This is a genomic window from Lyngbya confervoides BDU141951, from assembly GCF_000817775.3.
GTDB classification, from domain to species: Bacteria; Cyanobacteriota; Cyanobacteriia; order Thermosynechococcales; family Thermosynechococcaceae; genus Lyngbya; species Lyngbya confervoides.
On sequence record NZ_JTHE03000106.1, the window covers coordinates 62,565 to 77,771 of the forward strand.

Annotated in this window: 5 protein-coding genes and 1 pseudogene; all 6 read right to left on the reverse strand. The window is 44.4% G+C overall.

Annotated features, from left to right (window positions below; all coding sequences use genetic code 11):
- The coding region (locus QQ91_RS18975) for an FG-GAP-like repeat-containing protein (protein ID WP_236095967.1) at positions 1 to 7,118 on the reverse strand (7,118 nt) is incomplete at its 3' end.
- Positions 7,119 to 7,139: 21 nt separating this feature from the next.
- Positions 7,140 to 7,886: pseudogene (locus tag QQ91_RS21865) on the reverse strand (DUF4347 domain-containing protein); the annotation flags it as partial.
- A 539-nt stretch (positions 7,887 to 8,425) separates the two neighbouring features.
- Positions 8,426 to 10,720, reverse strand: coding sequence for a GumC family protein (locus QQ91_RS18980; RefSeq protein ID WP_166277418.1), 2,295 nt, complete (start codon positions 10,718 to 10,720; stop codon positions 8,426 to 8,428).
- 45 nt (positions 10,721 to 10,765) lie between these two features.
- Entirely contained in the window at positions 10,766 to 12,016 is a 1,251-nt protein-coding gene (locus tag QQ91_RS18985; RefSeq protein ID WP_166277421.1) for a hypothetical protein, read from the reverse strand.
- Between the two features lie 326 nt (positions 12,017 to 12,342).
- Positions 12,343 to 13,749, reverse strand: coding sequence for a helix-turn-helix domain-containing protein (locus QQ91_RS18990; RefSeq protein WP_166277424.1), 1,407 nt, complete (start codon positions 13,747 to 13,749; stop codon positions 12,343 to 12,345).
- A 509-nt stretch (positions 13,750 to 14,258) separates the two neighbouring features.
- Positions 14,259 to 15,020, reverse strand: coding sequence for a TIGR00297 family protein (locus QQ91_RS18995; protein ID WP_166277427.1), 762 nt, complete (start codon positions 15,018 to 15,020; stop codon positions 14,259 to 14,261).
- Between the last annotated feature and the right edge of the window lie 187 nt (positions 15,021 to 15,207).

Below are 15,207 nucleotides of genomic sequence, written 5' to 3' on the forward strand. Positions count from 1 at the left end.
TGCTGATGATCATGATCGTGCTCTGAATGATCATCCATGCCTCCAGTCATATCCCCCATGTCGTGGTCTGAATGATCGTGCTCTGAATGATCCTCGTCTGTATCACAGAAACAGGTGTCATCATGCTGATGATCAGAATGATCGTGGTCTGAATGATCGTGGTCTGAATGATCCATGGGGGTCATATATTCTTGAGGAATCGTTGCACCGTTAGAGAGAAGCGTCGCCCATTCATTAATATCCACATCATAGGGTAGATACCAATTTGTCTCACCACCGTGACTGGAATGATCAAACAAGGCTGCCTCACCATTTAGATCCCAGCCATGCATGTCACTGTAGCCATAGATGTACATATCCAGACCGCGACCAAAACGAGGGTTATACAAACTCAGATCCGTATCGTTGTAAAGGGCTTGGGCTGTTTGAGCAATGCCGTAATCTACCAGACCCTCTTCGCAGAGACCCATCATTTTAATTTTGAAAGACTTGCCATCACGGGACTTGAAGACTTTGTAGTTAATGGCCTCATCAAGACCAAAAATGTTGATGTCGCTGAAGGATCCTTCGATTGCATCTGCTTTTAAGAAGGTAAACACACCGTACTTTGGAGCAAAATCACCCAGAAAGTAAAAGTTGAGGGTGCCGTCTAACTTCGCAGTGCCATCCACTTTGAGAACGTCGTATTGGGTTTCTGGATTCCGTCCTGCTAATTCAATGGTCAGTTCACCATTAGCGGTTTGAGTATAGTCTCCCTGAATGTTGAGCAAACCCGGAGAATTACCAGGCGCTACTGTTCCATCATTGGTCAAGTCACCCGCAATAGTCCCACTACCATTCGTTACCCATGTCGTGCTTCCCGGCGATCGTACCAGTAGGTCTCGGAGATCTTCAGCAATAGGAACCGCACCGTTATCCCACAGGAAAAGTGGATCATTCAAATTATGACCGTAATTTTGCCCACTAGCTGCGTAGAAACTAGTACCCCAATGGTCATCAACCTGCCACTCAGCCCAGAGTCTGTCTACATTAGAGTGCAACATCCAGAAGATCGGATCGTTGGGAGAAGCTGATACGTTAGCCATGATGCCACCGATATAACCATGGGCATTGTTATGGGCACCGGTACCGCGCTCGACGTTGTTGGCAAAAAGGTTAAAGGCATCCATTTGGAGCATATTTTCTATGCCTGGGCGCCAAGTGCCCGGATTGTTGACACGACTGCCTCGACCAATCCCCTCTGGAGTAGCATCCACACCTAGCCAACGACCATCACTCAAGTCATTTCGCATAGCCCAACCATTGGCTAGGGCAAAGTAGCCCGTTTGGATGTCACCGTTGATAGTGGGATCTGACCCCATAAAGTTATCTTCCAGGACAATGTTGAGGGTTGAATTAAGATCTGTCCAATCCCAGAACGGGAGGGAGACACTAGGGTTAACTGCTTGCAGGGCATTTTCATACTCCGCCAGTAGTAGACGGTGCCAGGCCATAAAGGCAGGACCGTTGTGGGCGGGGTTAACCATCGTGGTACCGTCGGGAGCCATCCGCCCGATCGCATCTCCGCTGGCTAAGTGAACCGCAACAAACTGATCGTAGAGACTAATTTCAATTCCATTGTTCGTCAGAATCGTGGTGTCTTTCAGGGTCAGTATGGCATTGATGTAGGCATCGATTTCCTCTGGAGTCATATCGGCAGCATTCTTACGAACATCTAGCCCATCTTGGTTCGCGGCTGTGCTAGGAAGAACACTAAAGTCATTGAGGTAGCCGTAGTCGTAGGTGTAACCAAACTCAGTAAAGTCAAATACATCCGCAACGGTCATGAAGTCGTAGGTCAACGTAAAATCACGCAAGTTAACGACAGACTGATTTGTGAACCCTGCGGCGGCATTACCTTCTAAATCTTGCACAGCGGTTGCGCCGGGTGTATAGCTGACCGTAACAACGTCACCCAGCAGAATAGGATTGGCCATTCTTAAGATGACGTTTGTGCCTTTGGCATCGGTTCCGGGGAGGATATCGACAGAAGAGATGGTACGGGCTACGCCATTGACCAGTACGGTGTAGTCACTGGCACTGGGATCAGCCTCTCCATTCAAGCGCTCACTGTAAATCAACTTGACAGTGCTGTTGGTGGTTGTACCGCTGACGATCGCATTTACAAGGGTTGGAGTGCCTTCACCAGTTTCACCTGTACCACTGCTGAGAGAACCGAAGACCATATCAACGGGGGCGGTGCCTGCAGCTAAGATCGTGAATGGGCTGAAACTTCCGGTGCCCGTTCCAGCAAGCACTGTCACTGTGTTGGAGTTAGCATCGGCGGACAGGATGTCAAGGTTGCCATCTCCGTTGATGTCTTGCAACACAATATCAAAGGGACTGTCGCCTAGGGCGAAGAAGGTGGCTGCACCGAATGTGCCATTGCCGTTGTTGAGCATGATGGAGACGTTATCGCTACCGCTGTTGCCCACTACGATGTCGGCAAAGCCATCATTGTTGACATCCCCTAGAGCAAGAGGACTAGAGGTATTGCTGCCTGTTGGATACTCAATCACGGCACCAAATCCACCGCTACCATTCCCAAGGGCCACGGAAACATTACGAGAGCTAGCGTTACTAACTACGAAGTCCAGAATATTGTCATTATTAACATCCTCTAGCACTAACCCTTCTGGGCGACTCCCTACAGCGTAAGTTCCGGAAGTAGCTGCAAAGTTTCCTTGGCCGTCACCCAAGTTAACCGTTACCGTTTCGCCTACAAAGTGTACGGTGATCAAATCAAGGTTGCTATCCCCATTGAGGTCAGCGATGACCACTTCCCAAGGCCCGTCGCCTGTTGCAAGGGTGGTTTGGGGGTTAAAGCTACCGCTGGTATTACCGAGGAGGATGGAAACCGTGTCAGAACTGTTGTTCGCAACAATCGCATCAGGGATACCATCGCCGTTAATATCTTTGAGAACGATATGGGTAGGCTGGTTGCCAACGGCAAAGAGTTGGGGAGCCAGGAAACCGCCTGTGCCATCGTTAATCAGAAGAGCAATGTCACCGGAGCCTCGGTTAGCAACGACTACATCATTGAGACCATCGCCATTAATGTCAGCCATTGCTACGGCAAAGGGTTGGTTTCCACCTGTAGAGAAGGTGGTTTGAGTGCTAAATCCGCCTGCACCATCACTTTCAAATATGGAGATGGAGCTATCAAAGCGGTTGGCAACGACTAAGCTATTTAAACCAGAACCCGAACCACCACCTGGGTTGCTGGGGGTAGTGGTGTTAGTGACGGTTTGGTTGGTAAGAGCGATCGCGTCATTGCCCGCTACGTCCTGGATTGGATTAGTCCCTGGTACCGCGTAGCTAATTACAACCGTCTCACCATTCACCACGGGGCTAGCTAGATTTAGGGTTACTGCTGTACCGTTAGCGTCCACACTATTGACGGTGCGCTGAACCCCATTGACGGTCACGGTATAGGCACTACCAGCGGGGTCGGATGCCCCATCTAAAGCTTCGTTATAGGTTAGGGTTAGGGTAGAGCCATTCACCGTAGCGGTCTGTAACACAGGGGGGGTGGTATCCGGGGCCGGACTGGTATTGGTGACGGCTTGACCCGTGAAGGCGATCGCATCATTACCCACCGCATCTTGAATCGGATTAGTGCCCGGTACCACATAGCTAATAGCAACGGTCTCACCGCCTACCACCGGACTAGCTAGGGTAAGGGTAACGGTTGTGCCATTAGCATTTGCGCTAGTTACCGTGCGTTGAGCGCCATTCACGGTTACGGTGTAGGCACCACCAGCGGGGTCGGACGCTCCATCTAAGGCTTCATTATAGGTCAGGGTCAAGGTAGACCCATTCACCACTGCACCCTGGAGAATAGGAGCAGTCGTATCAGGAATAATGCTGGCAAAGGCTAAACCTGCTGGAGCGGCTGCGGTTGCCAGAGGGGTTTGAGGGGTAAAGCCTCCGTTGCCATTCCCCAGGAACGCGGCGACTTGATTGGCACTGGTGTTACTGGCAAGCAAATCTAAATTACCGTCATCATTGATGTCCCCTAGCAAGATATCCGTGGCGGTGATGCTAAGCTGGACGGGAGTTGCCCCACCAAATCCACCATTGCCGCTATTTAAGAGGATAGAGCTTTGGGTGCTACCTGCGTTAACGGTTACGATGTCTAGTGATCCATCGTTGTTAATATCGCCTAAGGTTACGATGTTGGGCCGAGCCGCCGCACCATAATTGGTAACGGTGAAGCCCCCAGTACCATTCCCTAAACCAACGGAGACGTTACGGCTGCTGCGGTTGGCAACCACAAAGTCCATACGACCGTCACTATTGAGATCCCCAGTGACCATATCGACGGAGAGACTCCCCACCGTAGCAGTGGCAGTGGGGACGCTGAAACCACCTACACCGTTGCCAAGGTTAACGCTGACATTGGCGGTATTCAGGTTGGCAGTAAACACATCAATGTTTCCATCGCCATTCAGATCAGCGGCACCGATGCCAACTGGGCCCGTTCCGGTGGCGAAGGTCTGAGCAGCGGCAAACCCACCTGTGCCATTGTTGAGCAGGACAGAGAAACTATTGGTTGCGTTGTGGAGGGCGAGGACATCTAAGCGACTATCTCGATTGACATCTGCTACATCTAACTGGGTAGGGGCTGCGCTGAGGGCAAAGGTTTGGGGGGTGTTAAATCCACCGGCACCATTATTGATCAACAGGGAAATGTTATTGGAACTGCTGTTGGTGGTGAGCATATCCTCTAACCCATCACCGTTGATGTCGCCTAGGGTTACGGTGGTGGGGCCAACTCCTCCCACGGCTAGGGTTGTCGGTGTGTAAAATCCACCCGAGCTATTGGTTGCATACAGGGAGACACTGTTTGCCCCCTGATTAGCCACGATTAGGGTCGGTGAGCCTCCACCGGAAGGGGTGGGGAGGGTGGTGTTGGTCACGGTCTGAGCCGTGAGGGCGATCGCGTCATTTCCCGCTAAGTCTTGAACCGGGTTCGTGCCGGGAACGGTGTAACTCACGGCGACCGTATCCCCTGCTGCCACTGCACTGGCGAGGGTAAGGATAACGGTAGTGCCGTTGGCATCTACGCCATTGACCGTCCGCTGTGTCCCATTAACCACCACACTGTAGGCTCCCGTAGCAGGATCCGATGCGCCATCCAGGACTTCGTTGTAGGTCAAGACAAGACTGGTGCCATTGACAATCGCCGTTTGCAATATGGGGGCGGTTGTATCTGCGGGGGGTAGGGTGATGTTGGTAACGGTTTGAGCCGTGAGGGCGATCGCATCGTTCCCAGCCACATCTTGAACCGGGTTCGTCGCAGGCGGGGTATAGCTCAACGCTACTGTCTCACCTGCTGCCACCGCACTGGCTAGGGTCAGAGTTACCGTTATGCCATTGGCATCCACACTATTGACTACTCGGGCAACCCCATTCACTATCACGGCATATGCCCCACCGGCTGGGTCAGACGCTCCATCTAATACTTCGTTATACGTTAATGTCACAACGCTGCCATTCACCACCGCGCTTTGGAACACTGGAGGCGTTGTATCTGCAGGAGGAACCGTGGTATTGGTCACCGATTGGGTCGTGAGGGCGATCGCGTCATTCCCCGCTACATCTTGAACCGGATTTGTTGCAGGCGGGGTATAGCTCAACACCACTGTCTCACCTGCTGCCACCGCATTGGCTAGCGTCAGGGTCACCGTTGTACCATTGGCATCCACACTGTCGACCGCTCGGGCTATCCCATTCACCGTCACTGCATATGCCCCAGCGGCTGGGTCAGACGCTCCATCTAATGCTTCGTTGTACGTTAATGTCACAACGCTGCCATTCACCACCGCACTTTGGAACACTGGAGGCGTTGTATCCGCAGGAGGAGCCGTCGTATTGGTCACCGTTCGGTTTGTGAGGGCGATCGCATCGTTTCCAGCCACATCTTGAACCGGGTTCGTCGCAGGAGGAGTATAGCTTAACGCCACGGTCTCACCTGCTGCCACCGCACTGGCTAGCGTCAGGGTCACCGTTGTACCATTGGCATCCACACTATCGACCGCTCGGGCTATCCCATTCACCGTCACTGCATATGCCCCACCGGCTGGGTCAGACCCTCCATCTAAGGATTCATTATAAGTTAGGGTCAGAGTGGAACCATTCACCACAGCACCCTGTAGTACTGGAGCCGTAGTATCAGGAACAATGCTGGCAAACGCCAGACCTGCAGGAGCAACTGCGGTTGTCAAAGGTGGCTGAGCCGCAAAGCCTCCACTGCCATTACCCAGAAGAACAGCAATCTGGTTAACAGCGGTGGCGCTTGCCAGTAAATCCAGGTTGCCATCATCATTGACATCCCCAAAAGCGATATCAGTAGCCGTGGAGCCAATCTCAATGGGGGTCGGCCCACCAAATCCTCCATTCCCGTTGTTCAGCAAGATGGAGCCTTGAGTGCTGCTTGTGTTAGCGGTCGCAATATCTAGCGCTCCATCATTATTGACATCGCCCAAGATCACTACATTTGGACGAGCCCCTGCCCCATAGTTCGTAACGGTGAAGCCGCCTGTGCCGTTTCCTAGACCCACAGAAACATTACGACTGCTCCGGTTGGCAACCACAAAGTCCATGCGACCGTCGCCATTGAGATCCCCTGTGGTCATATCGACCGGAAGACTTCCAACGGTAGAAGTGGCAGTGGCTGCGCCGAAACTACCCGCACCATTCCCAAGGTTAACGGTCACATTGGTGGTATTGAGGTTGGCGGTAAAAACATCAATGTTTCCATCTCCGTTCACATCAGCGACACCAATGCCCACCGGGCCAGTTCCAGTTGCAAAGTTTTGAGCAGCGGCAAACCCACCAGTGCCATTGTTAAGCAGGACGGAGAAGTTATTTGTCGCGTTTTTGAGGGCTAAGACATCTAATCGACCATCTCTATTGACATCAGCCACCGCCAACTGTGTGGGAGCAGCACCGACGGCAAAGGTTTGGGGTGTATTAAACCCGCCAACACCATTATTGGTAAACAGGGAAATGTTGCTAGACCCTACGTTGGTGGTGAGAATATCCTCCAGTCCATCACCGTTGATGTCCCCCAAGGTGACCGTCGATGGCCCTGTGCCAGATACAGCCAGAGTCGTCGGAGAAGTAAAGCCGCCACTACCATTGGGGGCTTGTAATGAAATGCTATTGGATGTTTGGTTGGCTACAATTAAGGATGCAAGAAGTCCATCATATTCTTCTAATAACGTAGAAGAGGTCCATGATAAGGTCTCAATGTGGACATCTCCACTCAGATACTCAAGTTCCCAATCCCCTCCTAATGTAGTCGAACCGGTCAAGTCAGTCGAAGCAGCTATATCAGCCCCAGTCAACTCTGCAAACCGATCAACAAATTTTTTACCTAGGGCATCTTGTGCAAGATCACATGCATAAATTAAAATATCAGCGTCACTGCCTAAGTAACGAGACCATCCAGAAATTTCATCTCGATATAATTCCAAGCTTTTACTATCTAAGACAGATGCCCCTAACTGGAGCAAGCTATTATCACCATGCGAAAGTATGGTAATGCTTGAAACCAAATAATCCCTGTTTTCCAAGAGGTTCGATATCTGTCTTAAGCCATCAAGACTTGCGTCCAGGACCAATACTTCTGTAGTATCCGCTTTAGGCTCACGAAGAAAATGCTGGTAATCATCAATTGAAGAATCAACAACTAGAAGATTGTAGCTGGGCAATAGGTTTTCGTGATAAAAAGAAGAGTTGGCGATAAGTGAAAATCCCCGCTGAGCTTCAAATATAGCTATTTCAGAGGAGATATCGACAAATCCAACTTGACCGTAATCCACCGAGTCACTGTTCATTTGTTACTACCAGAGAACATGATAGCTAGTCATCAATAACTGTTCGTAGAACTTCTAAACTTAAAACACACATAAATTATCTTCTCTAAATATTTAGCACGGTTCTATCGACATAACAAACATGAAAATGTCATGACTTTACTGCAGTTTTTCTCTTGCATTCCGTAGGTGTAGTCTAGCTTGACATATTAGTTTACAAAAAATATCGCCAGTAAAGTATAGGTGCTTAAAATCGGAGATACTTGAGAATCACACAAGAGATGTAAAAAGTGAAGGTTAATAGGTGTTCTCAGAGAGGTAGATCGTGTCAATAGGCTGCAAAGACTTTCAGGAATTCAAGTTTAAGATGATTCGCACTTCTAAGGCTGAAAGCTTTTCCATACCAGGGGTTTAAGCATTTCGAGTAAAACACCTCTCAGCAATCCCGATAGAGCCAAAGTAAATCATAAAATTCAGTGGATCAGGCACAAATTAGCAAGGTTAAAGACCTAGGTTTTAAAAAGGTCAACTAGACTAATTAAAGGAAAAAGTCAGGTTTTTTATCTTACTTGAAAATTAGATCCTATTCTTTCCCAATTACCAGTCTTTGTTGACTGATGCCCTTCTGCATATAAGCTATAAACTTGTTGAGATGAATTCTTCACATCGTTTGCAACCACACCTAGTACTTTTCGTGAAAGAGAGGCTAGTCTTTTATCAAGGTATTTGAAGTCAGATAAAGGAGTATATCCGAGACGAGTTACGAGTAAAATTCCATCACAATTTGAGGAGAGCAAGAGTGGATCGGCAAAAAGGAGAGGTGAAGAATCGTAAATTATGAGATCAAACGAATTTTTAATCTCATTCATTATTGTTGACATTCTATTCGAGCCTAGCAAACCTGCTGGATCAGTAGGAATTAGCCCAGAGGAGAGAAAGTATAAGTTAGGGTAGTCATCATACTCTGAAATCAAATCTGATAAAGTAGCTTGTTCGCTTACAAGTTCACTCAAACCAGGAGGACAAAATTCAGGAACACTCTTGTCAGAAAGTGAGGTAGGCTCTTTTCTTAAATCAGCATCAACAAGTAAGACACGACAGCCCATGGCTGCTGCTGCTTCTGCCAAATGTAAAGATACCGTCGTTTTACCTTCTTCAGCAATTAATGATGTTACTACAATTGACTGAATGTGTTCATCAGGCTTGGCTAATCGTATTTGAGAGTAACATGACCTAAATATTTCATTCAAGGCACGCAAGTAATTATAGCTAAGGCTTTCCATTGGAGAATTTTTTGCTGTGTCGAAAAAGCGAAGCAAACTATAAGATAATTCTTCAACATAAGGGACACTCGCTAATATAGGCCACTTACTGAGTGAAGTTAATGTGTTGAGATTAAATACAACTCCATAAAATCGATCTACTATTAGAGACAAACCGATGCCAAAAATAACTCCAAGAAGAGATCCAAGAATAAGTCTTTGAATTAAACTTGAAGAGCTTGCTTCGTATACAGCAACAGGCGCAACAATCTTCCAAGGAATCTCTTCGCGAGATAAACTAAGCATTAAATTCTCACGGATCTTGAGAAATCGATTGAGTTGTTCGTTAGACAAATCCAACTGTCTTTGTACAGTCTGATATTGACGGGTTAACTGAGGGAGCTGAGAAAATAATGTTCGTAAGCGTCTTTGTTCATCTAAAAGACCTTCTTGACGAGTTCTAAGAGCTTTAACCTCAAGCTCAGTCTCTACTATTTTTTGGCTTAGTCCCTTCCTTAAGCTGTTTTGGTATGGAACATCATTATTACTGATATCAACTTGAGAATTAAGCTTAGAACCTAGATTCGATTGAGCGACTCGGTTTAAAATATCATTGAGTTCTGAGATATTTCTTCTAACCTCGATGAGTTTTGGGTGATCATCAGTGAGTTGCTGACTCAGCGTTTTATACTGAATTTCTAATTCTAGCAATTCGTTTATCACCTTTTGATACTCAGGAGAATCGCTTAAAACAGATCCCGCTTCTGCTGTAAAAGAATTGTTATCAGTACGCACAAGCAAAGACTCAAGGAGTTTCTGAGACTCAAGTAAATTAATTGTATTTTCATTTATGCTTTGCTCGATTTGATTCAGACGGGTTGTTATTGATTTCACAGATTCATCAGGGTCAAAAATAATATTTTTTTCCCGAAAAATTTGCAAATCTCTTTCAAGATTTTGAACTTTCAACTCGACCTTTGGCATCTGAGAATCTAGAAACTCAATGGAGCTAGTATAATACTCACGACGTTGGTCATAACTATAATTGAGGTATGCTTGCGCTGTTTCTGAGAGAACCTTACTGACGAGCTCAGGATCTGATGATTGATATTTTATTTCGAAAACATCTGTAGCGGTCCTCCCCACACTCTTTTGACTCACCACCATATTACTTACTATTTGATTTAGCTTAATGCTTGGAAAATCAGGCTTAACATTTTCGTATATGGGCTCAAAAAATAATGGACTTTGTAAGAGCTGAAGTAGAGTTGACTCGTCTATACTTGAGTCTTTAGACGTATCAAGCGTTTCCTGTGGAACCGCTTGATTAGAGTCACTAGACAATGCAGAAGCAATACTACTTTCTGGGCTACTAGACTTCACCAAGATTTCAAACTTTCCTTCATAAATTGATGGTTTTGTAAAATTAAATAGAAGTGCTGAAAATGAAACAAGAGCAGCACAGGATATAATAATTGGAGATCGTCTTTTAAGAGTGTCTAGTATAGGAAGAACATTAACATACTTTTCCTCATCTTGAATACTTTTTGTTACTTCAATGTGACTTGAGACAATACCTGAGTTACTACTCATATATACGTTTATCTCTCTCAATTTTGTGATCAAAAATACATTGACTCATGATTGTTTCTTCAGATCTCGTCGACGAGCAAACCAGTTAGCAGCAAGAACATCAGACATCTCTGATTCACTCAACGGCGGATCGATTAAAGTCCCTCGAAACAAATTACAGCCTAACGATTGAAGTAATTTTAGTTCTTGAAGATGCTCTATACCCGTACACAAGAAATCAATATTATAGAGTCTGGTCAGCTGAATAATATTCTTCAAATTATTAGTTATTTTATTATCACTATTATTCGTAAAACAATTAAATCTTTTTACATTTAAAGAAATAATTTTTATGCACCTATTTTCCAAAATTTCAAGAAAATTATCTTCATTAAAACGTAATATTTCTAATTCTAGATTGAAAGCAACATCATATATAGATGTATCTACACCATGATATTTTCGTTGCATGTCAAAGTTAGAAAGAAGTTGAACATCAAAATATTTTAGTCTTAGGTTATTTACATTTTGATAAGATCTAATAGTCTTGAAAAAATCAATGTCTAGAATATCTGGATTTATAAAAGATAAGTCTAAGGTTATATACAACGGAGCATATCCTAGTCGATGCCAACTATTGAGTTTTTCTATAACTTTCCTAACCAATATAAATTTATGATTTTTTAGATCAAGTTGAGCTTTCGGATGATCTCTATTTCGATCAACGGGAAAAAGCTTATTGTAGCAACACGCATGGACACCAACAATATTTTTCGTATCTACATCCAAGATGGATTCATATTTAAGGGTTGGGAGTTTGTGTTCTTGCAACTGTAACCCGTCTACACTCGCATGAGGTAGGGATATCTCATAAGGGCCTAATTCATTTTCATTATATTGATCAGGTAGCTTGTTTATATTTACTCTATTTAGACCTTGAGAAATTCTCATCCTCCTTATAGCATTATAATTAATAATATTACTTTGATTTTGTTTAGACCTATCAAGTAAAACTCGGGATTCTTCTAAATCTATCCTCTGAAAATCATTTTTTTTTATGTTTTGAAAAGTGGTTGTATCAGCATTTCTACTAATAATAGAAAGAGCATGTTTACTCGCTGCCTCAATATATTTAATACTTAAACTATGATCTATATCAACAATTACTGTTTGGCCAACATTATATTTCTTAAAAGATGAAGGGTAATCACACATGCTGGTTAAAATATGGTCGCCTTCTAGACAAGAAACAATTTTGATCTGCTTCGCTCTTACTAAAGATCCTTTCTTAAGACATATTATTCCAAGATGTAACATTTTAGAACTAGCTGCATACTAACAAATATTTTTAGAGTTTAATGATCATCAGCATTCACTGATTTATTGACTTAAGTCTAATAATTAGATCAGAAATTATCACATCGTTATACTGAGTAATCTCCTCTAACCATTCTTGAATTGCTGTCCAATATTCCAAGTCATTCTCTAAAGAAAAGTCGATTATATTTCTCATAATTCCTAAATTTTCTTACACTTATAAATATGGCATGACAATATTAAAAATCAAAGGCTACTGGCTATAGACAACTTATCATAATACGAATAAAAGTAATTTGTGCAACTACATTTTTTGTAAAAACAGTTTAGAAAACCTTGAGATCAATCAAGTTCCCTGCTCTCATTCTTTGAATAATGTATTCCTTTAAAATGTTTGGCAAGCGAATTAATCCACTCGAATTATAAAGCAGACATTTATTAAATAAAGAGTTTACTGCGCTTAAGATAACATTCTCGAATCCAATCAACCAAAACGAGTTTGCAATCTCTTCAATACTGATAGGGCTTTCATATGGAATAAGCCCTATCAGTATTCTTTTTTCCTGTGTACTCAACCTAGTGTATTGCTGTTCTAATCGGCGGGAAATGTTTCCAAACATGTACTCATTTTTACTCAGAAATATATCCGTTCGACCGCTAAAATCTTTTTGTATTACACTACAAGCTTGCGCTATCGAATAAAGATTGCCACTGTACACTTCTACTAGTTTGTTAATTTGTTCCTTTGAGAAGTACTTACTAAATCCAGTTTCTTCAAGGAATAATTCTGCGAGCTCTACATCAACGCCTCTAAGAACATACGATTTAACATAAAACTCGTTATTACTTAAAAATACTCCTGGTGGAATTTCCGTACTAAGGACGACTATTTTACTTTTGTGTGGATTTTCAGTGATATGCCTCAAGAACTTTCCATACCAGTGAAAACTTTCTTTGTAGTTTGTGTTTAAATTTGAAGTAAATAAAGTTAACTCCCAATCATCAATGACTATAAGATGTTTATTTTCTGTAATCAAATCTATAAATGTAATAAATTTTTCCTCTATGGATCTTTCAACATCATTTGTTTTTCCTGTCAACTGAAGGACGAGACTGTCAACAAAATCCTCAAAACTCGATACATTTCTTATCGATATTACTACTTTAGCATCAAAATTTTCCATTACAGACTTTAAAACTTGCCTAATTATAGTAGTTTTTCCAGACCCAGGCATACCAAATACTCCAAGAAGTTGGCATTTGGAAAGCATGAGATCTTCGGTGATTTGCTTAAATTCATACGGATGTAAAACTATTGACGATTTTACACGTTCACAAAGAAAAGATATTCTTTTCTTTGTGATTGGCTGGTATTTAATATCTTTTTGGACTTCTTTTTCTCCACGGCGTATTGAGTCTGATTGGGGTGATTGAAATAGTATTTTATTAATAACGGAGTTTATGTTGTTTTTATTTATGCTTTCACCTGTTATCTTAGATAATTCCTTCCATACTTTGTGACCTACGTCTCTAAGATAATGAGCATCATAACAAGTGATTGCGGACATCTCTTTATATGTTTTCCCATTCCATGATTCAATAAAAATTCGGGATTGAATATTACTTAGACGAATTTTAGAATATTTCTGTTGTAGAAGAAATAATGCTTTTTCTCCACTTTTTATGTAATACTTCTCTTGTTCAAAAAAGTCATTACTGTTTGCTATCTGCATGATTTCTTAATTACTATTCAATTAGTTAAATATGAACTGATAAGCTATTTAGCAATCCGACTTGAATTGTGAGAGAGGTTAGTTCTGAAAGCCTTGCCAGGATTGATCCTCTTTCTCATGTTTCGAAAAGGATTGCTATTGAGAGCTTGACCTACAAGCTCTCAATAGCTTATCTCAATTGAATTATTTAAGCAGTGGTAATTTCACGTATCTAGGCAATATCTTGGTTTACATTGCCTCCCCCCCCGGTTAAACTGCTCTCTCCCTATCTCTTTGGGAGAAATCTTAACTAACACTTTCGTTTTTTACTTTCACCGGATAATTTAACACTTTTACAATGGCGCGCCTACCCTTCAAGTGTCATGATAATCGCTTTGCACCTACAGCTTTTGCTTGATTTAGTCATTTTTAGCGCGCTGTGTACTTCATTTTTTGCATCCTGGAGATAGTAACCATATGGCTACATACCTTTTTTGATTCCTTTCGCTGGGAAAATACCTTCTCTTCGTTCACTTTGGGTCTTTGAGCAATACCAGGATAATTGCTCCAATCGCCCCGATCGCCGTGTTGATGATATTTACAACGTGATGCGGGTAAACCGGGATCTTCTCTTCAATGGTTGCACCCAAGACACTCTCGATGTTGGTGGCCACAAATGCCGCGATCGCACATCCCACGATCCCCATCGGTTCAATCAGGCCTGTGATCCAGCCAAAGAGTGCCACCGCCACCGATCCCGCCATTCCCGCCATCGTTCCCTCTAAGCTAACGGCTCCCTCTGTGCCTGGGGGCACCGGCTGAAAGGTGGTAATTAAGTAGGTTCGTCTTCCGTAGGCCTTTCCCACCTCTGAAGCACAGGTATCCGAGAGCTTGGTGGCGAAGCTGGCCACAAAACCAAGCTTCAACAGGGCTAAATATTGCGGCCAGATTAAGGCTGATAGGGTACACACCGTCCCGGTCAAGGCCGATCCCCAGAGATTTCCCGGCCCTCGCTGCCCCGATCGCTCCTCGGCAATCCCCGCCGCTTCCTTTTGATCCATCCCCACAAAGGTCACCGCTGACCCCGCTCCCAAATAGAACATTATCAGGACAAAACCAGGCCACCCCAATCCCCCCCAGGTTATGGTGCCCAGGACCCAGGCATGGGCTAACCCAGCAGGGGTGAGGATTTTCTTGGGTAAGGCGATCGCCACCAAAATGAGCAGTCCGGTGACCCCAGCCCCCACCCACCAGGGACTGAGGGTTTGGAGAAAAGAGAGTACTGAAGGCATGGGAATGGGTAGAAACGGGGTCGGGTAAAGGGAGGCAAAATATCGGAGGATCTATGCAAAGCATAAGGGACCTAGCAACAGCTGTCACGAAGCGTTGGGAAAACCGGAGGGAAACGCATCGCCTCAGTCCGGGGTAGTTCTGCGGCCACTCGCCTCTCCGCTTCCCTCACCACCAGGATCTAACGAG

Coding starts and splice junctions, on each gene's coding strand:
- QQ91_RS18980 (WP_166277418.1), bottom strand. CDS start 10,720: ATGAGTAGTAACTCAGGTATTGTCTCAAGTCACATTGAAGTAACAAAA.
- QQ91_RS18985 (WP_166277421.1), bottom strand. CDS start 12,016: ATGTTACATCTTGGAATAATATGTCTTAAGAAAGGATCTTTAGTAAGA.
- QQ91_RS18990 (WP_166277424.1), bottom strand. CDS start 13,749: ATGCAGATAGCAAACAGTAATGACTTTTTTGAACAAGAGAAGTATTAC.
- QQ91_RS18995 (WP_166277427.1), bottom strand. CDS start 15,020: ATGCCTTCAGTACTCTCTTTTCTCCAAACCCTCAGTCCCTGGTGGGTG.